The organism is Bacteroides sp. (genome assembly GCF_019417265.1).
Taxonomy (GTDB): Bacteria; Bacteroidota; Bacteroidia; order Bacteroidales; family Bacteroidaceae; genus Phocaeicola.
Window position 1 is genome coordinate 24,526 of sequence record NZ_DXVR01000009.1, and the last position, 26,883, is coordinate 51,408.

Below are 26,883 nucleotides of genomic sequence, written 5' to 3' on the forward strand. Positions count from 1 at the left end.
TGGTTCGACAGAAAAAACACAATTTAGGGGGGGGGGATTTTTTTTCACCCTAAATGGATATAAAATCCCCCCTTGTATTACTATATATAAAAATAACTTAGCAGCGAGAAAATTATTTAAACGAAAAATTTCATGAAAAGACTGTTAGGAATGATTATCCTGTCGTCCATGATTGGTAATAACTTAAAAGCCGTAACGGACGGAATATCGTTCAACGAAAACTGGCGCTTCTTTAAAGGTGAAATCAAAGGAGCTGAAACGGTTTTGTTCAATGATGATTCTTGGAGAAAACTCGACCTGCCGCACGACTGGGCAATAGAGGGTCCGTTCGACAGCAAGTACAACGCAAGATGCGGCGGGCTGCCATTTCATGGTACCGGCTGGTACAGAAAGACATTCATTGGGGATGCACAATGGAAGGACAAAATTGTAAGAATAGGCTTCGACGGAGCAATGAGCGAAGCTAAGGTTTGGATAAACGGAGTAAAGGTGGGCGAACATCCTTACGGATACACCGGGTTTGAGATAGATATAACGAAACATCTCAAAATAGGTGAAGAAAACGTATTGGCTGTACAGCTTACCCCGAGAGATCTGTCATCAAGATGGTATCCCGGTGCGGGTATCTATAGAAATGTATGGTTAAGGGTAGACAACAAGGTTTACATACCAGAACACGGAGTATATGTAACAACTCCCACTGTAACCGAGCCAAAAGCTGTAGTACAGATAGAAACAACTGTGAAAAACGCAACGTCCGGCAATGGGGAATTCGATATCAGGCATAGCATTGTCAACGCTCAGGGGGAAACGGTAGCGAGATTAAACGATAATGTAGAAGTAGCTGCCGGGGAACAGGGAAAAACTCTTGCATATATAAATGTTACGAATCCGAATATCTGGGGTCAGGAGAATCCATATATGTATAGACTGAAAACAGAAATATATGATGGAAAAAACCTTACAGATACATATTTTACCGACTTCGGTATCCGTAAAATAAGCTTTACGAAGGACGGATTCTTCCTTAACGGTGAAAAAATAAGATTCAACGGAGTATGTCTTCATCACGATAACGGTCCTATGGGAGCTGCAGTCAACGTTAGAGCTGATGAAAGAAAGCTTCAGATTATGAAGAAAATGGGTGTGAATGCCATTCGTACATCACACAACCCTCCTTCACCGGAATTTCTTGACTTATGCGACAAGATGGGTCTTGTAGTACTCGACGAAGCTTTCGACGAATGGACAAAGGCAAAAGTGGACAACGGTTATCACTTGTATTTCGATGAGTGGAGTAAAAAAGACCTTACAAGCTTCATAATGCGCGACAGAAATCATCCGTCGGTAATAATGTGGAGCATAGGTAATGAGATTTTGGAACAAAGTGATAAAAACAAAGGATTTACAGTAGCAAAATATCTTGCAGACATTTGCCGTGAACTTGATCCTACGCGTCCAAGTACATGTGGGTTCAATCATTACCCTGCCCCATTCCACAACAATATGGCGCAGCAGACAGACATTGCGGGAATGAACTATAAACCGGCCAAATATGCCGAAGTACAGGAACTTTATCCCGACCTTCCTTTATATGGTTCAGAAACCTCATCGTGCACAAGCAGCCGAGGTGTTTATCACCTGCCTATAGAAAAATACGAAAAGAATGGTACCAATCAGGTTACAAGCTACGACCTTATCGGTCCAAAATGGGCATATCCACCTGATATTGAATTCTACTTCCAGGAAATGAACCCGCGATTTATGGGTGAATTTGTATGGACCGGATTCGACTATTTGGGAGAACCGACACCATACGGAGGAAGGGACAACTCAACTCACGGATACTGGAACGATGACTGGCCTTCAAGGTCATCATACTTTGGAGCGGTAGACCTCTGCGGTCTGCCTAAAGACCGATTCTATCTTTACCAAAGCCAATGGACAGATGAGCCGATGGTTCATATACTTCCACACTGGAACTGGAAAAAAGGGATGAATATACCTGTATATGTATATACCAACTGTTATGAGGCAGAACTGTTCCTGAACGGAAAGTCATTCGGAAAGCGTGTCAAGGGAAGAGACCTTACGGAAATACTGGTTTCGTTCAATCATTACGGACCGAAAACTTTCCAGTCTAAATACCGCCTTTCATGGGATGTTTCCTTCGAACCGGGAGAACTCACAGTAAAGGCTTACAACAAATTAGGTGAACTGAAAGCCGAAAAAACAATCAGGACAGCAGGCAAACCGGCACAGATAAAACTAATACCGGACAGAAAGGTAATAACTGCCGACGGAAAAGACTTGTCGTATATTACTGTGAGAATTGAAGACAAGGACGGCAATCTATGCCCTGAAGCCGACAATCTGGTGGAATTCAGTGTAGAAGGTGCAGGACACTTCAGAGCTGTAGGAAACGGCAATGCAGCTACTCTGGAATCATTCATCGAACCTAAGAGAAAAGCTTTCAGCGGAATGTGTATGCTTATTGTACAGTCGGACAAAGACAAAGAAGGTATAACGAACATTACAGCCACATCAAAAGGGCTTGAACAAGCGACAACAACAGTTAATGTAAAAAAAAATAAAAAATGAACGAAATGAAAGCAATACGTACTTCTATAGCAGCAGCGACACTTGCATGCTTATGTGCCTGTAACAATACGGAGTATAAACCGAACATTGAAACTACGGCTTCCCCAAAGGGGACAAATATTTTCCAGCCTGATTCTGCATCTATAACGCAGAATTACAGAATTCCAAAATGGTTTGAAGATGCAAAATTCGGTATTTTCATTCACTGGGGTGTTTATTCTGTACCTGCATACGGCAGCGAATGGTATTCAAGATGGATGTACAAGGAAGGACATGCCATAAATAAGCATCATGTTAAGACATACGGTCCGCTTACAGAGTTCGGTTATAAGGACTTTATACCAATGTTTAAGGCAGAAAACTTCAATCCGCAGGAATGGGCTGAGCTTTTCAAGAAGTCGGGTGCGCAGTATGTGGTACCTGTAGCCGAGCATCATGACGGATTTGCTATGTATAACAGTACGTTCAACAAATGGAATGCTGTGGATATGGGACCTAAGCGTGACGTGATAGGCGAATTGAAGAAAGCTATTACAGCCGAAGGTCTTCATTTCGGTCTGTCATCACACCGCTGCGAAAATGCCTGGTTCTATGAATATGGCATGCAGACTCCATCGGATGTTCAGGATATGAGTATTTCTCTTTACGGCGAACGTCTGCACCAGCCGGAAGGTAAAGGTATGACTCCTTACTACGGAAAATATGAAGGTTCGAATGAAAAGTCAAGACGTGAGTTCCTTTTGCATACATACGAACTTATCGACCAATATCAGCCTGAACTGATATGGTTCGACTGGACTGTAGGTAAATATCCGTTCCAACCTACTTTCTATAAGTTCATGGCATATTATTATAATAATGCTCGCGATTGGGGTAAGGAAGTGGTTGTAAACACAAAATTCGGTTATGGTGATAATATTCAAGTATTTGATATTGAACGTGGAAAGAGCGACAGAATACGTAAACACTCATGGCAAACCGATACATCAATAGGTAAAAAATCATGGAGTTACTGTCCTGACGAAGAAAACAAGACTCCGGACCACATTATTGACGACTTTGTTGATATTGTAAGTAAAAACGGTAACCTGTTGCTAAACGTAGGACCTAAAGTTGATGGTACAATTACCGATGAGCAGAAAAATGTACTTATCGAAATAGGTAAATGGCTTAAAGTTAACGGTGAAGCAATATACAGTTCACGTCCATGGGTTACTCCCGGCGAAGGTGAAAACAAAGGAACTGCAGGTTACATGACAGATAATGAAAAAACCGAATACACTGCTCAGGATATCCGATTCACAACTCGCGACAACAATGTGTATGCGATATCACTGGCTTGGGCCGATGAAGTGCTGATAAAATCGTTTGCAAAAGAATTTACTGAGAATGTCAAAATTAAATCTGTAAAGATGCTTGGTTCTGACGAAAATCTTGAGTACAAACTTACAGACGGAGGTTTGAAAGTGAAATTTCCAAAACAGCAGCCTACCGACTATGCTCACGTTCTTAAAATTGAACTTAGCGGTACTGTAACTGCTAAACCGTTAATTGACAAGACCGACAACAAGCTTATTTCTACAGTAAGAATTATGAACCACGGAGACAAAACTGTTAAGGTAAATCTGGAAAGTACTGCTGACGATGACAGAAAAATGCAGAGCGTAAACATTGACAGAGCAACAGTAAAAGAAGAAGTGTTCACTCATAATGTAGATACAAAGAATATGAGGACATATGTTCTAAAAGCAGACAATAACACTGTTTATAAGAACAAAGTATAATAATTAGTTTTTATAGTCAGATGCTGAATATTTAAGTAAGCATCTGACTATATTATATCAATTCAGTCCATAAGTAAAAAAATTATTATATAAAGACGAAAACACCTACTTTTATTTTTTAAAATACCCACTATATCATCCATAAGAAAATCATAATTTTGTTACACAGATATATTTAAGAAAGTATATACAAACAAAGATAGTTACATGTACCTATACGCATAATTTGAATTGAACATATTACAATTACTATAAAATATAAATATTAGACAAACTTTATTTGTATATGTTTATTACAAATGAAAAACAAGTGAAGTAATTTTTTTTATTTTTTTTACAACGGCGGCAGATTAAGTTCTGCTACTGTTGTAAAATTTAGAATGAAAATCATGAAACAAAGAATCTGCCTTACAAATTTATTAATCTTGACTTCAATAACTCTTGCAAATACTAATGAAGTTGTTATTGCGGGAAATGAAAAAAAAGAGACTCTGGAAGAATCTGTCAATAATCAGCGAAGTGAGTATAACAATAATGTTGATGAACTTCCTGAAAATACTTTTCCGGTTAGTGAAAAGATAAAAACTATTCCCTTACCACCTGTCGGGCAAAGATGGATTGTAAATGATATGTTTACAGATGATTTTAATTCAGGTGAATTGGATAAGTCAAAATGGATAAATCCACATCCTACGTGGAAAGGACGTGCGCCAGGTCTGTTTGAAAAGGAAAGAGTTTCGTTTAAGGACGGATGTATGGTTCTTGAGGGTACAAAAATGAAAAGTCCGAAAATTATAAATGGAACTGAATTCAATGTTTCATGCGCAGCTGTGGTTTCTAAAGAAGAAAAAGCGCACTATGGCTATTATGAATGCAGATTCAAAGCTAATAAGACTACACTTTCGTCGACGTTCTGGCTATCAAACAGAGGTGGAAAATTTCCTACCAAAGGAAATCAGCCTGAAGGATCAGCCCCAGGGATGTATAAACAAGAACTTGATATTTGCGAATGTATTGGAAGGACAGGCGATTTTAACGGGAATTTCTTTTATAAAGGAATGAATTCAAATGTTCATTATTGGTTTACTCCCGAGGGAGAAAATGTACAGAAAGACATTAGAGCAAAGGAGACAAGACTATACAGAGAAGATGGAGGTGTACCATCGGACGATTTCAATGTGTATGGTTGCTGGTGGAAAGACAAAAGTTCAGCCACTTTCTATCTAAACAACACCCAATCAGGAAGTGTAGAGTTCTATAATAGAAACACTAATGAACCATTTTATTTTACTGAACCTATGGGTGTGAACATGGTAGTGGAAACCTATCCATACCCATGGATAGATCTTCCTGACGATGAAGAGCTTGCAGATGAAACAAAAAACAAAACATATTACGACTGGGTAAGAGCTTATAAACTTATTGATATTAACAAGGAAGCTGAAGAAAGCCACAATAAAGTGTTTGGCAATAAAATTAATATAACAAATAAGGTAAGCAGAATATTCACAAATAAAGAAAACAAATATAGCACTGAGCTGATATATACTGCAGATTATGACTGTAATGCTGTACTAGTAATATACGATAAAGACAAAAAAGAGATTTGTAGAGATTCGAAAAGACTCTTTGCCGGATATGCCGGCTTCAATTTTGAATATAGTATACAATATGATAAAGATAAAGTATATTATATTGTAGCATATCTGTTACCGAAAAATGAAACTGATATAAATAAGGCTTATCAGACAGATTCATATGTTTTGAAAACTTTATAAGCCTATATATAACGAAATATGAACGATACATTTTTAGGGTATTACAACCGGAAAACAAGTTTATCATTAAATAAAAAATTTACATACCATGATAAAATTAAATTTTAACTGCAGCTTGGCTGCAGTATTTACCGCCGTACCTACTGTGTGGAGTATGGCACAGGAAAAACCGATGAACGTGATATTCATCATGTCGGACGACCACACTTCACAAGCTATTGGAGCTTACGGAAGCCGTCTGGCAAAACTTAATCCTACTCCTAATATTGACGAACTGGCCAGTGACGGAGTAGTATTCGACAATTGTTTCTGTACAAACTCTATCAGTACTCCAAGCCGTGCATGCATAATGACCGGACAATACTCTCACCATAACGAAGTTCTTACTCTTGACGAAAAACTTGACGTGGACAGACAATATCTTGTGAAGGAATTCAGCAAAATGGGATATCAGACTGCCATGGTGGGTAAATGGCACCTTAAAAACGAGCCTGCAAACTTTGATTATTACAAAGTTCTTAACGGTCATGGAGGACAGGGTGAATATTTTAATCCCACATTTCTTACAAATGAATTAAGCAACAAAGAATGGCCTGAAAATCAGGTGAAGACAAATGGATATTCTTCGGATGTTATCACAAATATAACTATTGACTGGCTGAAAAACAGACGTGACAAGAACAAGCCTTTCTTCCTGATGCATCACTATAAAGCTCCTCACGACATGTTTGAGTATGCTCCCCGATATAAATATTATCTTGAAGATGTAGAAGTTCCTGTACCTGAATCGCTTTATAATCAGGATGGATGGGGTTCTGAGGCTACAAGAGGGAAAAATGACTCTCTGAGACATTTCATCGGTACTTCAATTTCAAGAAGACATGAGAACAGAAGCTACGCAGAGGACTATAAGATAAATACAGGTGACCCTGAAAAGGATACTTACGAAGCATACCAAAGATACCTGAAAGACTATCTGAGATGTGTTAAAGGCGTGGATGATAACTTGAAGAGACTGTTTGACTACCTGAAAAAAGAGGGACTTTGGGAAAACACAATTATTGTTTATACAGGCGACCAGGGTATGATGCTTGGTGAACACGACCTGCAGGACAAAAGATGGATGTATGATGAGTCAATAAGGATGCCTTTTATTGTGAGAGACCCAAAATCCAAACAAAAAGGCGTACACAACGATTTAATGATAAATAATATAGACTTTGCACCTACTCTGATTGAACTGGCTGGCGGTAAGGCTCCGGAATATATGGACGGAAAAAGTTTTGCCGATGTATTTGAAGGTAAGACTCCGGCAAACTGGAAAGATGAGGTTTACTACAGATACTGGATGCACATGATTCACCATGATATTCCAGCACATATCGGTATAAGAACAAAAGATTATAAACTTATACTATTCTACGGAAGACATTATGACGAAAAGACTATGGGTACTCCTTCCATGTGGTGGCTAAGAGACAAAGGTAGTCATAAAGTAGTACAGACACCGGTTGCTTTCGAACTCTATGACTTGAAAAAGGATCCTATGGAAATGAAGAACGTAGCAAATGATCCTGAATATAAAGATGTTCTGAAAGATATGAAAGTGCGTCTGGCAAAACTTAGAGAAAAAGTTGGCGATACTGACGAGAATTATCCTAAGATAAAAGAAATTATCGACAACGCTTTAAAAAATCAATAATCAAGGACTCATTATAAAATTTTATTGGAGATGAATAAATATCTTATTTTAGCTGCTTTGCCTATTGTTGTTTCATGTAAGGAAGAAAAGCAGATGAATGTTATATATATTATGTCGGACGACCATACATCGCAGGCAATAGGTGTATATGGTAGCCGTCTTGCCGAATTGAATATCACTCCGAATATAGATGCCTTGGCAAACGATGGTATGATTTTCGACAATTGTTTCTGTACTAATTCAATAAGCACCCCTAGCCGTGCATGTATAATGACCGGCCAATATTCGCATCATAACAAGGTTCTTACATTAGATGACTCATTGAGTACCGACAGACAGTATCTGGTAAAAGAATTCAAGAAAATGGGTTACCAGACTGCCATGGTGGGTAAATGGCATCTGAAAAATGAACCGGTTAATTTTGATTACTATAAGGTTCTTAACGGTCACGGAGGTCAGGGTGAATATTTCAACCCTACTTTCCTTACAAATGAAGTAGAGGAGGAAAAATGGCCAAAAAATCAGGTTACATCTCAAGGGTATTCATCGGAGGTAATTACAAACATAACTCTGGACTGGCTGAAAAACAAAAGAGACAAGAACAAGCCATTCTTCATTATGCATCATTATAAGGCTCCGCACGATATGTTTGAATACAATCCGTTCTATGCCGATTTTCTTGATGACGTGGAAGTACCGGTACCTGAATCACTATATAATCAGGACGGATGGGGCTCGGAAGCAACAAGAGGAAAGAATGACTCTTTAAGACACTACATAGGTACTTCTATTTCGCAAAGACATCAGTACAGGAACTATGTTGATATGTATAAAATAAATACCGGAGACAAGAAAAAAGATACTTATATGGCATATCAAAGGTACCTTAAAGACTACTTGAAATGTGTTAAAGGTGTAGACGAAAACCTGAAAAGACTTTTCGATTATCTGAAAAAAGAAGGTTTGTGGGACAACACCATTATTGTATATACAGGCGATCAGGGTATGATGCTGGGAGAGCATGACCTTATGGATAAGAGATGGATGTACGAAGAATCTATGAGAATGCCTTTTATAGTAAGGGATCCAAGACAGAAAGACAGAGGAAAACATAGCGATCTGATGATTAATAACATCGACTTCGCTCCAACTCTTATTGAAATAGCGGGAGGTAAAGCACCAGAATATATGGACGGAAAAAGCTTCGCTTCTGTTTTCAAAGGAAAGAAACCTGAAAACTGGAGGGACGCAACATACTACAGATACTGGATGCACATGATTCATCATGATATTCCTGCTCATATTGGTATAAGAACAAATGATTACAAGCTTATTCTGTTCTATGGACGTCATTATGACGAAAACAGACAGAACGAACTTACTATGCCATGGCAGAGAAAAACTAAGGGAAGCAATACTACCGCTCCTACTCCTGTTGCTTTCGAACTTTACGACTTGAAAAAGGATCCTATGGAAATGCATAATGTAGTAAACGACCCTAAATACAAGGATGTATTCGAAAGCTTGAAAGCAAAACTTAAAGAACTGAGAATACAAACCGGTGATACTGATGAAGAGTATCCGAAAATTAAAGAAATAATAGAGAAGCAACTATTGTAATACTTTGTGTTTTATCATAATTAAAATGATTATTTTGTTGGTGATATGAACCGTTCTTAAACAAATGAGAACGGTTCATTAAATTATTTTTGATAAATATTCATAATATCCATTCCCTACATTATGAAACTATAAATAACTGATATCGCATTATTATAAAAAATACCCCTCTAAAATTAAAGAAAAACACACCTATAAAATTTAATTGGTTTATGCATTTTTGCAAAAACTTACAAAAAAATGCAATTATGAGAACACAATTTTTAAATCATTTAACCAAACAAATTCCTATCCGATCTCCATGATTTAGAATATTAGGGAATCATAATAATAAAATCTTTTACCTTATAATTTTACTAAAAAAACAATTTTAATTATGCAACGGGAAAAATCAAACAAATTTATTTATTTTATTATCCTGTGTATTAATCTTCTATGGGGAGAAATTTATTCTCAGACATTAAAAGGTTATGTAACTGATACCAATAATGAAAGACTGATAGGTGTATCGGTATTAGTTAAAGGAACAGGAGACGGAACTATTACTGACTTCGACGGTCAATATGTTCTTAATAATTTGAAAGAAGGGGAAAAAATTGAATTCAGTTACGTAGGTATGCAGACTAAAGTTTTTACCTACAAAGGACAGAAAACATTAAATGTAACATTAAGCGAGAACTCGGAACTTCTTGAAGAAGTTGTTGTAGTAGGTTACGGTCAGCAGAAAAAGGAAAGTGTCGTTGGATCTATTACTCAAGCAAAAGGTGAAGACTTGCTTAGGGCTGGTAATGTTACAACTGTTTCTGAAGCATTGACTGGTATCATGCCTGGTGTATCTACTATGCAGGCTGCAGGACAGCCGGGTTCTACAGCTGCAAATATATTGATTCGCGGACAATCAACCTGGACTGACAGTTCACCTCTCTTCGTGGTTGACGGTGTGGAACGTGATTTCAACGACCTTGACCCTAATGAAATTGAATCAATTTCTGTGTTGAAGGATGCGTCTGCCACTGCGGTATATGGTGTTAAGGCGGCAAATGGTGTAATCCTTATTACAACAAAACAAGGTGCAAAGGGTAAAACCAAAATTAATTTCTCGGCTAATTTTGGTATAAAGAGTCCTACTATTGATACAGATTATATTACTGACTACCCTACAAATCTCAGACATCATAATCTGGCTCTTATAAATGAAAACAGTTTCTCAAAACTTCATACACAAGAAGAAATTGCAAGATGGGAAGATCCGAACAGAGATATGGACTATTACTCTTACACTAACTTTATTAATTATCTTCTTACAAATGGTCAGTCGCAGGCTTATAACCTCAATATATCTGGTGGAAATGACTTTGTGAAATATTTTACTTCATTTGGTTATAACTACGACGGTGATATCTTCGACATAAAAAAACAGAGTGAATTTGACCCGCGTACTTACCAGAAAAGATATAACTGGAGAAGTAATCTGGACTTCAATCTTACAAAGACTACAAAATTCTCTGTGAAACTGTCGGGCGACGTTAAGGACTGGAATGGTAACTATATTACACAAGGAAGTAATGGTGGTATAGCCCAAGGAGGTGAAAATTTAGCTCGTCTATATCAGTTTGCAATGGTTGGAGCTCCTCCTATTACCAGTGACGGACTTATAGGTACAGAACCTAATACTCCAGAGAACCCTAATTACTGGGCAATGATGGAAAAAGAAGGACAGTGGATGAGGAGAAGCAACAGACTGTACTCCGACTTTATTCTTAAACAGCAGATTATCAAAGGACTTGAGTTTACTGCCAAACTATCGTACAACTATTACAGAAGATACGACAGTTCAATTGATGCTAAACCAATATATTATCACCCTAATCCGGATAATACAGGATATATACAGAAAGACCCTCTGCAATTACCTGAGTCACCAAGAGTAAATGCTGAATATCTGGCAGACTACAACAAGAGTCTATACTACGAATTTTCATTACTGTATAAAAATAAAATTGGTAAACATGATTTCAGTCTCTTAGCGTTGATGAACAGAAGAAAATACCAAAGTAAGGTTTCATTCCCAAATCTGGAAGAATCGTGGGTTGGTAGAGCAACATACGGATATGACAACAGATATTTGTTTGAATTCAACGGTGCATATAATGGTAATGAAAATTTTGCACCGGGCAAGCGTTTCGGTTTCTTCCCTTCAGTAGCGTTGGGATGGGTTGTTTCGGAAGAAAAGTTTATTAAAGATCATTTACCAGAACTGGAATTCTTTAAAATCAGATATTCGTATGGAGAAATAGGTTCCGATAGAGGACTTGGCGGACAGCGATATTCATACCTTTCAACATACTCATCGTACAACAGTAATGTTTATTACGGCGAACCGGTTTCAGGTATAGGAACTGTATATGTTGAAGGAACACCGGCAAATGTAAATAATACTTGGGAGACAGCAATCAAACAGAATATCGGTATAGAAATGACATTCCTAAAAAGCAGACTAAGAGGTTCGGTTGACTTGTTTAACGAAAGACGTGAAGGAATACTGATGCAAAGAAATACTGTACCATATTGGTTCGGAAACTCAGCACCAAAGGCAAATCTTGGTAAAACAAAGAATCACGGTATTGATATTGAGCTGAAATGGAATGACAAAATAGGAAAGGTTGACTATTGGTTTACCGGAAATATGTCGCTCACAGAAAACCGAATAGTTTTCAGAGATGATGCCAAATCAACTCCGGAATACCTTCGCCAGGCAGGGAAACCTATCGGATGGCGCTCAGGACTTGTTGATTTAGGACTTTACCAGAACTGGGATGATATTTATAACTATCCGGTATCTTCATATAATACAACAGGACTTATACCGGGCGACCTTATTTATATGGATTACACTGGCGATGGTATTGTTGACAAGAATGACTGGATTCCAATTAAAGATCCTAGTTATGCGACCAAAACGTATGCATTTTCATTAGGGTTCTCATATAAAGGATTCAGTGTTTCCGCAATGTTCAACGGTATGTTCGGACTTTCAAAATATGTTTCAGGAGCATACCTTTGGGAATGGGATACAACAGTTCAGTCAGGATTTATGCTTCATAACAACGAACAGCTTGATTTCTGGAGTCCGGAAAATCCTGATGCAAGTCATCCGATTCTACATGCCGAAAAGCACAGCCATAACCAGCAGACAAGTACATATTGCACACAAAGCAGTGCATTTTTGCGCTTACGTAATCTCGAATTGAAATATAGTTTCAGAAGTCTGTTAAAGAAAAAGAATTTCTTGATGGAAAACATAGAAGTTTATGCTAACGGTCAGAATCTGTTTACTTGGTCAGACTTGCCAGATTCATTTGACCCGGAAGCTAATAAACTTGAAGTTTACCCTATATCCAAGAGATTTAATTTTGGTTTCAGATTAACTTTATAAAAAAAAGAATGATTATGAAAATAAAAAAATATATACTCTACAGTTTAGCAATAGCAGCCATGACCTCTTGTGAGGATTTTCTTGATGTAAATCCTGAGATGGGTATTACCAAGGAAGAAGTATATGGCGAATATTACAATTTTAGGGGGGCTATGGACAGAGCAACGGCTTTGGTTCATAATTACGTATTTGACAGATTCGACTGGGACTGTGAAGTTGGGGGGTTTTCGGATGAAGCTCAGGCTGCGCAAGGAGGTGTGCCTACAGTAAATTCTGTAAATCCGGGATTATGGTTGGATTATAAAGGACGAGATTTCGGTTTTAAAAATCAGAATGAATCTTCTGCAACAAATGCGGCCAACAGAGGATACAACAGAGAGCCTGCCGGTGAAGCTGTAGCTGCCATCCGTGCAGTAAATCAATGTCTTGCAAATATAGATTTACTAACTGTTTTCCCCGAAGAAATCGGTTATACTCCCGAAGAATTGAAGAACCAGTTATTAGGACAATGCTATTTCCTGAGAGGATGGCATTACTTCCAGATAATAAACAGATATGGAGGTATGCCTATAATGGACAGAGTTTTCGATAATAATGAGGACTTTGATGTAGCCAGACCTACATATCTGGAATCAGCTGAATGGATGATAAGCAATATGGATGAAGCCATTAAATATCTTCCTACAGAATGGAAAAATGCAAGTGATAAAGGTCGTCCCACTCAGGCTTCGGCAAAAGCTCTAAAAGCCATGATGTTGCTTTATGCGGCAAGTCCTAACATGAATCCTGACCTTAATCCATACGGCTCTGACTCAAAATTGTATAATATAGATATGGCCAAACGGGCTGTTGAAGCATCAATAGAAGCTATAAAGAGTCTGGAGGGTACAAGATATAAAATGTATGACAAGGAAAACTATTTTGAGAATTTCTATTCAAAAATCCATCCAATAAGCGATGAAGCACTCTTTCAACCACCTCTAACTCACACGACAGTAATCGAACAATATGGTGGAAGTGGCACAGGATGGTATCTTCCGTTCTTTGACGGGGGATGGACAGTATTCAATTCTCCAACCCAGAATGCTGTTGACTGGTTTGAGACATCTACAGGATGGGATGTTAATGATTCACGCGGTGATTTCAACCCTGACGATCCATACTCAAACAGAGACCCAAGACTGAAAATGTTTATCTACTGTCACGGAGATGATATGTATCCTTTGAAAGATAAGACTGATGCCAAACATCCTAAAACACTTGACGCAAGTGAAGGTTCATGGCACTGGAATCAGTTTAAAAATAGACAATTGACTTTTACAGGTTATATCCATCACAAGCACCGCTGGAATGGAAACAATAATCTGGAAAACGTATTAAAATATTACAGAATATTCCCATTTATAAGGGTAGCACAGTTGTACCTTGATTTTGCTGAAGCTGCAAACGAAGTATACGGACCTACAGGAGCTGTTCCAAATACAGATTTAACAGCAGTAGAGGCCATAAACATTGTACGCAGACGAGTAGGTATGTGTGACGTAAGACCTGAATATACCACAGATAAAGAAACTTTCAGAAAAAGGATATATAACGAAAGAGCTGTAGAATTATATCAGGAGTTCCACAGATGGACAGATATCAGAAGATGGAGAATAGCTAAAGATTTGTTCAAAGATGTAAATTGTATATACGGTGCATACATCCATAGTGTAAACGGAGAACTTAAATACGAGAAAAGATTATTGGATGTAGCTGTCAGAGTATTTGAAGATAAACATTACTGGTATCCATTTGATATTGCTACAATGAATATGATGTCAGTTTTCAAACAGAATCCAGGTTGGTAATTTATAAAAAGTATTATGAAAAATATATATTTATCTATACTGATGACTTGTTTTGGTACAAGTGTCATATACGCGCAAAATAATACTCCTGTATCTTTCGACGGACAGCAGGATAGTATTATATCGCTCCCATATACTAAGATAGACAAAGAGAGACATGTGGGAGCTGTAAGCACTGTTACGGGAGAACAGCTAAGTCATAGCAATAAATTCGGATTGAACTCAGCCATAAACGGACTGGCTACAGGATTAATTGTAATGAACGGCTCATGTAATCCCGGTGCAGAAGGATTTACTTGGAAAGTAAGAGGACTTTCAAGAGGGAACAATGGTGACGGACCGTTGATTATTATTGACGGTATGAACAACCGTGCGCTTTCAAGTATAACAAACGAAGAAATAGAATCAGTGCAGGTATTGAAAGACATTACCGCAAAAATGCTGTACGGAAGCAAAGCTGCCAATGGTGTTATTATGATAACCACCAAACGCGGTAAAGGCAAAACTACATATAAGGCAACAGGTGAATATGGTTTCAAACAAGCAACAAGAACACCTGAATATCTTTCATCATACGACTATGTAAAGTATTTCAGACAGGCAATGATTAATGACGGATTGACTCCACGTTATACAGAAGAAGATATGATTGGTTATGCCGAAGGTGTGGACCCACTACGTTATCCGAATGTGGATTTTTATGATACATTTGTTAAACCTAATACTAGCTTTTACAGAGCAAATGTTCAGGTTAACGGTAATAAAAATAACGTAGGGTATTTTCTTAACCTTGGTTATTACGGCGAAGGCGGTCTGGAAGCTGTAGGTAAATCAACTTCGTACGACAGACTTAATTTAAGAAGTAATCTTGATTACAAGATTAACGACTTTATGTCTGCATATCTGGATATTGCTGCACGCTGGGATATGTGGTCACGTCCTAATATATCATATAATAATTTCTTCAATGCCATTTCCACTCACCGACCTAACGACTACCCTTTGTTTATGGGAGAATATGGCGACGACACCATGCTGGGATGGAGTAAAAACCAAAGCACAAACCTTTATGGTGAACTTACAAGAAAAGGATATGCCGACGATGAAAACTCGTATGCACAGACCAATATCGGTTTAAATTTTAACTTATATAAAATTACTCCGGGACTGAAAGCAAAACTGTTTATGTCGTACGATGCATTTTCGGCTTTGTCAAAAGGTAAGACTTATAAATATTCCAGACTACGCCTTGAAGATGACGGGACTTTTACAAAGGTTGGTGAAGATGAAGTAAAAGGTAGTGAAACAAAATTCAGTGATAATACTTACAGAAATTTTGGGGTCACAGGACAAATAGACTACAGCAGAGGATGGGATAAGCATGAGGTGCTTTCAAACCTCGTTTATAACGTACAGAGAAAGATGGACAAAATGCTTCTTGACGGTCCTAAAACCGTACAGGATGACAAAAGAATGAATATAGCTTTACGTGCCAACTATGCTTACGACAGAAGATATGCTGTTGAAATAGACGGTTCACTGATGGGTTCGGACAAATTTACGAAAGAAAACAGATGGGGATTGTTTGGTGCAGTCGGACTTGCCTGGAATATATCTAATGAGGAGTTTATGAAAGATATTGAATGGATAGACTTCTTAAAACTGAAAGGCAGCTTTGGTGTTATGGGATATGACAACAATTTTGCTTATATGGTTTATGATAACTTCTACACAGCAAACGGTAACTATAGAGTAGGCGAAAATAACTCAGAAATTGAATATGGATTCAAACCCAGCCAGATAGGTAACAAGAATTTCACTTTCGAAAAATCAAGGGAAACCAATATTGGTATTGAAGGTACGTTCTTCAGCAACAGATTGAGCATGGAAGGTAACTTCTTCTATGAATATAGATATGATATACCAACAAATGTTCAAACCTTAATACCGGGTTATGTAGGGTATGGCAGTGTATATCCTATGCTTAACTATAATGAAATAAGTAACAGAGGTGTTGAAGTGGGTATGAGCTGGAAAGACAGAATTGGTGAACTGAAATATCAGATAGGTGGTAATTTTATGTTTACAAGAGCTATACACGAAGTCTATGATGAAAATAATCTGTATGAGCACCAGAATCGTACTGGAAAATCTACAGATGCCATTATGGGTTGGGTTTCGGACGGTCTTTATAAGAACCAGCAAGAAATAGATGACCACGGCGTTTCATCATTGTACGGAGAAATTAAACCTGGTGATATAAGGTTCCTGAATGTTACAAACGACTTGAATGACAATGTTATCAATGATTATGATAAAGTATTTATCGGTAACTCATTCCCAAGAGTAAACTATGCGCTTAATATCAATTTGGAGTATAAAGGTTTTTCTTTATATATGTTAGGTCAAGGAGTTGCAGGATTTGACAGAATGATGACTAATTCATACTATTTCTGTACAGGAGAAAACAAATACTCTGTAAATGTACTTGGAACAGCTATTGTAAATCCTGAAACTGGGAACATCCAGGACAATGCAACATACCCACGTTTGACCAGTCTTTCAACAGGTCACAGTTATAGAAACTCTGATTACTGGATGGAAAATGGTTCATATTTCAAACTAAGGACAGTAGAACTGGCATACCAACTACCTAAAAAAGTTTGTAAGAAATTTGGTGCCAATGGCTTGAAATTCTTTGCAAAGGGTGACAATTTATTTACTCTATCGTCAATAAAAGACGTTGACCCAGAGAATATAAATGCAGGTATAACCGGTAACCCTATGTTCCGTTCATTCTCTTTTGGATTTGATATAACTTATTAATTTATATACTAAAAGAAAACAATAATGAAAAAGTTTATAATAACATCTTGCTGCTCACTGTTGTTATTATCATCGTGCGACAGTTTCTTTGACACAAAACTTACTAACGAGAAGACAGAACAGCAATTAACAGAACAAACAGGAGTAATCAGAGGACTGATAACTTTTGCCTACAGATCAATACCTACTAATTTTGATTCATTTGGAAGTGATTTTCTGGATTGTGCAACAGATAACGCATTATCAAACAATCTGAATGGAAATATGAACAAGATGAGTGGTCAGGATGGATACTGGACAGACGTAAACAGCCCACTCAACAACTGGAATGCCGCTTACGAAAATATACGAAACTTAAATGAGTTCCTAAGAATTGGAACTGATGAGGATCTTGTATATATGGCTACAAATCCCGAAGAAAATGAGGCATACCGCAAAAGAATTACGGGTGAAGCTTATTTTTTAAGAGCATGGAACGAGTTTGAACTTCTAAGACGTTTTTCCGGTATTGACGTAAATGGTGAATTACTGGGTTTCCCTATTGTAACAGAGAATATGGATATCGACAATATAGAAATGAAACCTAGAGATTCATTTAGTGACTGCGTTAAAAGAATTGTTGAAGATTTGGATCTGGCTTTTGAAGCCGGCTTACCAATTGAATATACAGGAGATAATGCTATTTTGGGTAGTTCACAATTGGGACGCCCAAGCAAGATAGCTTGTATGGCTCTTAAATCAAGAGTTCTGCTCTATGCGGCAAGTCCATTATACAATCTGGACAATAAAAATGAGCTTTACGAAGAAGCAGCAGCTGCCGCAAAAGCTGCTTTAGACATGATTGGTACAACATTGCCGGATATATATGATTTGGGTAATATCTCCAGCAAATTTTATAATAATATAACTACCGCAAACAATGAAGTTATATTACGTAGAGTTGCAGGTGATGCAACAGGAGAGATAGGTATGGCTCAGAGAAACTTTCCTCCTGCCGTAGGACTTATAGGTCAGGGTAAATGTAATCCATCACAGAATCTGGTAGATGCTTTCCCTATGGCAAACGGTTATCCCATTACAGCCGACCAAAGCCTGAGCAATTATAATCCTGAAAATCCGTTTGCCGGCAGAGACAAACGTCTTTCAATGACTGTACTGAAAAACGGTGATGTATTTAAAGGAGTAACAATACAGACATACAATGGCGGTAACTGTATGCCTGGAGCTGTAGGAGTAGACGATAAAAATACTACAAGAACAGGATATTTCTTAAGAAAATGGCAAAGTTCAAAAGCAAATCTGATTGCAGGAAATCAGATTAAGGACTTTTTCTACTATGCTCTTATCCGTAAAGTAGAAGTTTTCCTTAATTTTGCAGAAGCAGCAAATATGGCTTACGGTCCTGACAACAATGTTTTGGGATATACAGCAAGACAAGCTATAAGAGAAGTGAGAAGAAGAGCCGGTATAGCCAGCTCGGGTGATGATAAGTACTTGAGCTCTCTTCGTACGAAAGAAGAACTAATGGAATTGATAAAAAACGAGAGACGCATTGAGCTTTGTTTTGAAAATCATAGATTCTTCGATTTAAGAAGATGGAAAGAAAACCTTAACGAACCGGTAAAAGGTATTATTTATAGCGATGCTAACGATAAAAAGGGTACAATATCTATAGTGCAGTCTCCTGTATATAAAGATTATATGTATTATGAACCTATACCTAAAGCTGAAATTTTGAAATGTCCTGCAATAACACAAAACCAAGGATGGTAATTAAAAACTTAAAAAACATGAAGATCTTATTAAAACTATTTGCAGTTGCATGTATGGCTATGTTATTCCAGTCATGCTATGAAGATTATAAATTTGATTATGACCATACTACCGCTTATTTCGCACGTCAGAAACCTCTCAGAACTTTAGTTGACGAGGAAAACAAAGATATGAAATTTACTTTTGGGACAGTATTGGCAGGAGTATACAGTAATGAAAAAAACTGGAATGTTTATTATGAAGTGCAACCTGAACTGTTAGAAGAATATCCTGATAAAGAACTTCTTCCCGAGGAATATTATACTTTATCCAACAGTAATCATATCGTGGTGCCTGAAGGAAATATTTTAGGAGAAATAGAAGTGAAGATTGACAAAGATAAATTCATGAGCGACCCGAAAAGCTTAAACGGAACTTATGTTTTACCTGTCAAGATTACATCGTGCGACATGGATTCTATTCTTGAAAACAAGGATTATTCATTGATAGCATTGAAATATTTCAATAAATTCCATGCTACTTATTTCCTAAAAGGTACAGATACTAAATTCAATGCTGACGGTACAGAAGCAGATAAAGTAGAATATAATTCCGATGACCTTGTTCAGAACAACAGAATTCATGAACTTACTACACTATCAAAAAACTCATTGAAGGTTCCATTCATAGGAAGATTTAATGTAGAAAAACATTTTATGAAAATTTCGGTTGATGAAGATAATAATGTTTCTGTAGAAGGTATGGATGGTTCCGTCATATCATCGGTAACAGGTAGTGGAAAATTCAATTATGATGAGAATAATCATCCACATTTCAACCTGGAATATGAATATACTGATGAGGATGGTCTTAAACATAAAGTTCAGGAAGAACTGATATATCTGAAAACAGTACTTAAACTTGAAGAATGGTAATAATATAAAAACCTCAAGAAAAAAACTATGAAACATATTAAGAATATAATTGCATTATCCTTATTTGCTGCTATGACGGCAGGATGTGAGGATTATAACCTCAGTCAATATAAAGATGTTCCACCTGTACCGAAAGAAGGTGAGAAAATCGATATGGTCTTCACTTCAGAAAACAGCAGCTTCAGTAGAACAAACATCTATGAAGGAGATAAGATTTCATGGAGTAAGGATGACATGATATCAGTATTTGCGAAACAGGTTAATTCTATGTTTACAATTGACAATGAAGATGAAGAAAATGTTTTCCTGAGTGCAAATTTTAAAGGAAAAGCTTTATTTGATAATTCATATTTTGCGTTATATCCATTTAATGTTGATGCAAAAATATCAGAAACGAAAGTAGATGATAATGGATTATCAACAGCTACTATATCAACAGTACTTAGCAATGTTCAAAAAGCTGTGGCAGGTTCTTTTGACAACAGACTTAATCCGTCTGTTGCCATTGGAAAATATCTATTGGAGGAAATCAAATATCCTCTTGCTATGAAATTAAAATTTACCAATGCAGCTAGCTTTATAAAGATTAATTTAAATGAAAACATTGGCAGTGAAGTACACAAAATAACTCTTAAAGGAAACAATGGTGAACTTATTGCAGGAAACATTGATATTACAGTGAAGGAAGGTGCTGAAGCCGATGGTGTAATCAGTACTGAAGCATCAACTGTCATTAATGAAGAAGGTGCAGCTACGGAAATTATGGTTTTACCGGCAAATACAAGTACTGATATTGTGAAAGGTAATGATTATTATGTTGTAATTGCCCCAACTACATTTAAAAAAGGTATTTCCATTATTCTGGAAGATGAAATAGGACTAAAGAAATTCGCCAACATAACAGGAGAAATAAACTTACAATCAAATCAATGTTACGACATAGCTTTGTCTTCAGAAAATCTTGAAGAAGAAGTGGCACCTGAAAGTGAAACTGTAAATATTACTTCAATTAAAGCAGTTGAACCACGAAAATTGGAATTGAAATTAGATAAAGGGATTACAAAAGCTGCAGAATTTGATGATAAGTTTGTAGCTGCATTCTCTCTGGAAGTCAAGAACAAATATGATATTCCTGTCATGATGCCAGCCATTGCAACTATTGAGTATGTTGACAGTAAGACTCTTAACCTGACATTAACCGAAGTAGTATATGCAGATGATGTAATAAACATTATTTACAACCGCACAGGATTCCATCCAGGATTTAAGATTGGGGACAAGCATGTGAAAATTTTCACACCAGAAAATGTTAATTATGAAGGTTATACGGAAACAATAATAAAACTTGATTTCGAGGACGGTAATGTTGGATTCAATGCTGTTTCAGGAAATAACAATCTGCCAATTGATATTTTAAGTGTGGAAAACGGCACATTAAAAATTGACATGCCTGATAACAGTACTGATAAGATGGTTAATTTCACAAGTATAATAAGTTATCAACTACCAAGTGACGCTGAATTTATTTTCACCTTTGACGCATTCAGAAATAAAACTGAAACCGCAAAAATAAATGATATGTCTTTAAGATATGCATCTGGAATTGCAAGTGAACATGGAAACGGTGATATATTTAAGAAGTGGCAAGGCTTTAATACTTTAAAAACCACACCATCTACATATACTTCAGTTGTATCAGGACATGGAGGTGTCTTTGAATTTGTTGAAGGAACAAAAGTTACTAAAGGAGTAATTAATAACTCTGGCAATTCAAACATTTCACTAAATTTCAAATCAAAACCTGGACATGTTCTATACTTTGATAATATAACTCTCAAACAAAGATTATACCGTCCGGCTCAGTGATGAATACTAAGAATCATAGTTCATATGAAAAAACATGAACTATGATTCTTTTAATCCTAACAATTATAATACAAAAAACATGAAAAAAAATTATCTATTATACGTACTTTTATTCTCATCAGCATTGCAAACTACAGGATGTGACGATGACGATTATAACTCAAGCCCTGGTCCTATTATTGTTCCCAGTATATTTGATGAAAGCGAACCTATAAATTCGATTCCACTACCTCCCGATGGACAAAGATGGGTACTGAACGAACAGTTTTCTGACGAATTCAATAGCAGTCAACTCGATGAATCAAAATGGGTAACTCCACATCCTACATGGATAGGACGTGCTCCTGGACTATTTGAAAAGGAACGTGTTTCATTTAAAGACGGATGTATGGTTCTTGAAGGTATAAAAATGGAGGAACCTAAAATCGTCAATGGAACAGAATTTAACATATCTTGCGCAGCAGTAGTGTCAAAGGAACAAAAAGCACACTATGGTTACTATGAATGTAGATTCAAGGCCAACAAGACTACATTATCATCTACATTTTGGATGTCTACCCGAACTGGTACATTTCCTGTAGAAGGAAAGCAACCAGAAGATTCTGCACCAGGGAGATTTAGTCAAGAATTAGATATATGCGAAACAATAGGCAGAACAGGTGATTTCTCCGGCAAATATTTCTATGAAGGAATGAATTCAAACGTTCACTACTGGTTTGATCCTGCAGACGGAAGCGAAAGACAAGATATTAGAGCAGAAGAATCAAAACTCAGCCTTCCCGATGGAAAAGTTCCTTCGGATGACTTTAATACTTACGGATGCTGGTGGCACGACAAAAGTTCTGCAACATTCTATCTAAATAATAAGTCAGGAAAGACTATTCAATTCAAAAATAGAAATACTAATGCCCCGTTCTATTTAACAGAACCTATGGGAATTAATATGGTAGTTGAAACTTACCCAACTCCTTGGATCGAATTGCCGAATGATGAAGAACTGGCTGATGATAGTAAAAACAAGACTTATTATGACTGGATACGTTCATATATCCTTAAGGATTTAAATGAAGAATATCCTGAACCTACTGTTGAAAAAGTTTTCGGTTACAAAGTAAATCTCAACAATAAACATGCAGTAATGTTCTATAAAGAAAACAATAAGTATAATTTCAGTTTTACTTATGCATCTGACAAAAACTGTAAAGTTGTCTTTGCTTTATATGATGTTAACAAAAATGAGATTACAAAACAATCATATAATTTATATGCGGGATATGCAAAAATAAATCTTTCTGATACAGAAGCCATAATGTCTGTTGATAATATATATTATGCTGTTGCGTATATACTTCCAGCTGCTTCTGACGATTTGAATTCAGCTTATGAAATAGACTCATACGGTTTCAAATGTATTAAATAATTAATTAAACTTTGTCAGATTATATAAGGTACATTTTCATATAAAGGTGCACCTATTTATTTTAAACACTCTTTATGTCATAATATGAAAAACAAGAAATTATTATATTCTTATTGCTTCCTAATATCTGCCAATTCTTATTTACATGCAGAGAACAAACCTAATATTGTAATTTTATTTGCAGATGACATCAGCGCAAGAGAATTTCCGGTGTATGGATCATCTGTATGGTCGAAACCTGATGGGGGTGACACACAAGATTTAAGGTTCAGAGCAGAAACCCCAGTTATGGAAATGATAGCAAAAGATGGATGCATGGTAAAGACATGTTGGGCTGCTACTGTATCTTCACCAAGTAGAGCTATGATGAAGACGGGAAGGTATGCGCATCTGCATAAATGGTGGCACAATAAAGATATAGGTACATATACAAATGAAAAAGGTAAAAAGGAAAAATGGCCTCTATATGAAAGTTCACCTATGTTGATAGGACATATTGCACAAAAAGGTGGTTATGCCACTATGTGGGCAGGAAAAACTCAAATGCCCAACTGTACGGATATCGAAAAATACGGATTTGACGAAGGATGCTATACTCCCGGCGAATTAAGCATGGATAATCCGCACACAGATTTTACTATGGAAAAGGCTAAGGGAAAATCTATGTATAAAATAGTGGACAACGGTAGAATTGTAGATACATATATGCAAACTTCGTATTACTGGCAACCGTCGGTAGTGCTGGTTAACAACCCTGAGTCAAAAAAGAAAGTTACTTTCTGGCCTTTTAAAGATAAAGATAAAAAAGAATACGGTGTGAATACTTATGGTCCGGATGTTGAACAGAAATTTATTTTCGACTTTATGAAAAGAATGGTGAAAGACGGTAAACCTTTTATGATTTATCATACTTCGCACTTGGGGCACGATGCATACAACTTTATAAACCCTGACAGCAAAAATCACTGGCCTGCTACACCTAAAGTAGAATGGAAAAACGGTAGGTATGTAAGAACTGCTCCTCAAATAACAGGCGACAATGGAGAATATAATCTTAATAATTCTCTTTCTGACGAAGGCATACACAATCACATAAAATATCTTGATTATCAGATATGGAAGTATTTGCAGAAATTCAAGGAACTGAAAATTGATAATAATACCATTTTCATTATTTGTGCCGATAATGGTACTTCAAGATATGGCAAAGGAAGTCCTATTTGCCAGAAGGGCTGTCACGTTCCGATGATTATATATGCCCCCTGTATGAATATTAAACATAAAGGCGAGACAGATATACTGATGAATATGGCTGATATTCTTCCTACTATTGCAGAAATTGCCGGTGTGGAAATACCTAAAAATTATGAGATTAACGGTGAAAGTATTGTACCTTTCCTTACAGGTAAGAAAGACAATCACCGTGAATGGATTTATGCTTATAGAAACAATATGCAGCTAATTAGAGGTAAATATGTTCTTAAAGACGGAAGAGGTACATGGTATGATGTATCTAAAACACCATCAGACCTTATCAGTTTTCCGGTTATTAAAGACTGGAATAAAGTATCAGAAGCTCATAAAATGGAAAAGAAAAAACTGGAATCTATTTTACCACATTTCAACTTACATAAAACTGATCATGATGCTCCTGTAAAATAATTTAACTTATGAATCGATTTATAAAAAATAAAGTCGGATTAAAATCCGGCTTTATAATTGCCGGATGTATGGCCGCAACCATTAATTCTATAGCGGATGAAAAACCTAACTTCATCTTTATAATAACCGACCAGCAATCTTACGATGCAATCGGAGCCTTAAAGGATGTGTATCCAAACTGCAATATGGATTATGTAACTCCAAATCTGGACAGACTGGTTAAAAATGGTATATCATTTACAAATACTTATTGTGCTAATGCCGTATCAATGCCTTCAAGATTTGCATTATTTACCGGTCAATATGGCAGCAGTTACGGAATAAGACATAACGGACAGGATGAAACAAAGCACAAAGCAATAAGAGATATGCTGCCATCAAGCGCAATGGGTAATTTATTCAAGTCGGCCGGGTATGACACTTACTATGGGGGAAAAGTACATCTGCCCTGTTCTTCGGAAGATATTAAAAATAAAAGTATGTACGAACCTCCAAAAACTTACGGATTCGATGTATATTACACTAAAGATGAAAGGGATATTGTGGGTACTAAAGCCGCAGAAATTATAAATAAAAGAGCAGACGACAGCAGTAAACCGTTTTTACTTGTGGCATCATTCATAAATCCTCACGATATCTGTATGGAAGGTATTTGGGCAGAAAAAGAAATGCCGGCTGACCAAAAGAACGAAAAAAAGAACGAAAGAGCTGCATGCGTTCAAGGTGTAAGGGACAAGGCTGACGCCATAGATGAGAAGGATTTCTTTATGAAACATGCTCCTGAACTTCCGTTCAATTTTGAAGAAACAAAAAATCTGCCTCAAAACATAAAAATGCCATCAAAAAACTTTTCTGAAAATTACTGGAGAAGATACAGATGGATTTACAGAGAGCTTGTTAAACTGGTAGACAGCCATATTGGTGACATTCTTGATGCGGTTGATAATAATCCTAAACTGAAAGAAAATACTTATATAATATTTACTTCTGATCATGGAGAAATGCTTGGAGCACACAAGATGATTACAAAAGGATATCCTTACGAAGAATGTCAGAAAGTACCATTTATTATTTCGGGATCAGGAATTAAACATGGCGATAAAGACAATTCTGTGGTATGCAATGGAACAGATATATTACCAACTATGTGTGAACTGGCAAATATCAAAGTCGGAAGAACAGACGGTATTTCACTAGCAAAAAGAATTACAAACAAAGGCGATATTCCTGAAAGAAAGGCTATAAGAATAGAAAACAATAATTTCTACACTATAGTAAGCGGCAGTTATAAATATTCTTATTACGATCGTAAAAGGATGAAAAAAGACATTATTACTCTAAATGAAAAAAATGAATTCTTTGTAAACACTGACAAAGATCCGGGGGAAATGCGAAATTCATTAAACGAAAACAGAAAGCATGCAAATGAGCTAAAAAGATTTGTTCCTTTAACAAAATAAAAGTACTGTAAAAGAAAAATCCACTTAAATGAGTATTTTTTCTCCCCCAAATATGTAGTTTTCGTTCATTAACTTTGCTGTCATAACAAATACTTAAATTCTCAAACTGACAATTATGAAAAATTATATTAAATCCATTTTACCTACTATAATGTGCATAGTAACATTAAACACCAATGCACAAGTAAATC

At 36.6% G+C, this 26,883-nt stretch carries 14 protein-coding genes; all 14 read left to right on the plus strand.

From position 1 onward, the window contains the following. Positions 1–132 precede the first annotated feature (132 nt). Positions 133–2,601 carry a glycoside hydrolase family 2 TIM barrel-domain containing protein gene (locus QZ379_RS02375; protein ID WP_291557906.1) on the plus strand — a complete coding sequence of 823 codons (2,469 nt, stop codon included), beginning with the start codon at positions 133–135 and terminating at the stop codon, positions 2,599–2,601. Further along, the gene (locus QZ379_RS02380; RefSeq protein WP_291557908.1) at positions 2,598–4,385 is read left to right on the plus strand and encodes an alpha-L-fucosidase; all 1,788 of its coding nucleotides are present in this window, start codon (positions 2,598–2,600) and stop codon (positions 4,383–4,385) included. The genes QZ379_RS02375 and QZ379_RS02380 overlap by 4 nt, the downstream gene beginning before the upstream one ends. Before the next feature lie 389 nt (positions 4,386–4,774). Further along, positions 4,775–6,163, plus strand: coding sequence for a hypothetical protein (locus tag QZ379_RS02385; protein ID WP_291557910.1), 1,389 nt, complete (start codon positions 4,775–4,777; stop codon positions 6,161–6,163). Between the two features lie 88 nt (positions 6,164–6,251). After that, complete coding sequence (locus tag QZ379_RS02390) at positions 6,252–7,865, plus strand: sulfatase (RefSeq protein ID WP_291557912.1); 1,614 nt, start codon at positions 6,252–6,254, stop codon at positions 7,863–7,865. 30 nt (positions 7,866–7,895) lie between these two features. Then, complete coding sequence (locus QZ379_RS02395; protein WP_291557913.1) at positions 7,896–9,485, plus strand: sulfatase; 1,590 nt, start codon at positions 7,896–7,898, stop codon at positions 9,483–9,485. 376 nt (positions 9,486–9,861) lie between these two features. Further along, positions 9,862–12,921 carry a TonB-dependent receptor gene (locus QZ379_RS02400; RefSeq protein WP_291557915.1) on the plus strand — a complete coding sequence of 1,020 codons (3,060 nt, stop codon included), beginning with the start codon at positions 9,862–9,864 and terminating at the stop codon, positions 12,919–12,921. 14 nt (positions 12,922–12,935) lie between these two features. Further along, positions 12,936–14,771 (plus strand): RagB/SusD family nutrient uptake outer membrane protein, encoded by a 1,836-nt coding sequence (locus QZ379_RS02405; RefSeq protein ID WP_291557917.1) that lies wholly within the window; start codon positions 12,936–12,938, stop codon positions 14,769–14,771. Positions 14,772–14,786: 15 nt separating this feature from the next. After that, positions 14,787–17,597: a SusC/RagA family TonB-linked outer membrane protein gene (locus QZ379_RS02410; RefSeq protein WP_291557919.1), complete on the plus strand. Its 2,811-nt coding sequence runs from the start codon at positions 14,787–14,789 to the stop codon at positions 17,595–17,597. Between the two features lie 24 nt (positions 17,598–17,621). Then, positions 17,622–19,370 (plus strand): RagB/SusD family nutrient uptake outer membrane protein, encoded by a 1,749-nt coding sequence (locus QZ379_RS02415; protein ID WP_291557921.1) that lies wholly within the window; start codon positions 17,622–17,624, stop codon positions 19,368–19,370. Positions 19,371–19,387: 17 nt separating this feature from the next. Then, positions 19,388–20,284, plus strand: coding sequence for a DUF1735 domain-containing protein (locus QZ379_RS02420; protein ID WP_291557923.1), 897 nt, complete (start codon positions 19,388–19,390; stop codon positions 20,282–20,284). Between the two features lie 27 nt (positions 20,285–20,311). Further along, a complete protein-coding gene (locus tag QZ379_RS02425; protein ID WP_291557925.1) occupies positions 20,312–22,150 on the plus strand; it encodes a hypothetical protein in 1,839 nt (612 codons plus the stop codon). Positions 22,151–22,229: 79 nt separating this feature from the next. Then, entirely contained in the window at positions 22,230–23,570 is a 1,341-nt protein-coding gene (locus QZ379_RS02430) for a hypothetical protein (RefSeq protein WP_291557926.1), read from the plus strand. An 84-nt stretch (positions 23,571–23,654) separates the two neighbouring features. Then, the gene (locus QZ379_RS02435; RefSeq protein WP_291557929.1) at positions 23,655–25,232 is read left to right on the plus strand and encodes a sulfatase-like hydrolase/transferase; all 1,578 of its coding nucleotides are present in this window, start codon (positions 23,655–23,657) and stop codon (positions 25,230–25,232) included. A gap of 8 nt (positions 25,233–25,240) precedes the next feature. Continuing rightward, positions 25,241–26,692 carry a sulfatase-like hydrolase/transferase gene (locus QZ379_RS02440; protein WP_291557932.1) on the plus strand — a complete coding sequence of 484 codons (1,452 nt, stop codon included), beginning with the start codon at positions 25,241–25,243 and terminating at the stop codon, positions 26,690–26,692. Positions 26,693–26,883: the final 191 nt, after the last annotated feature.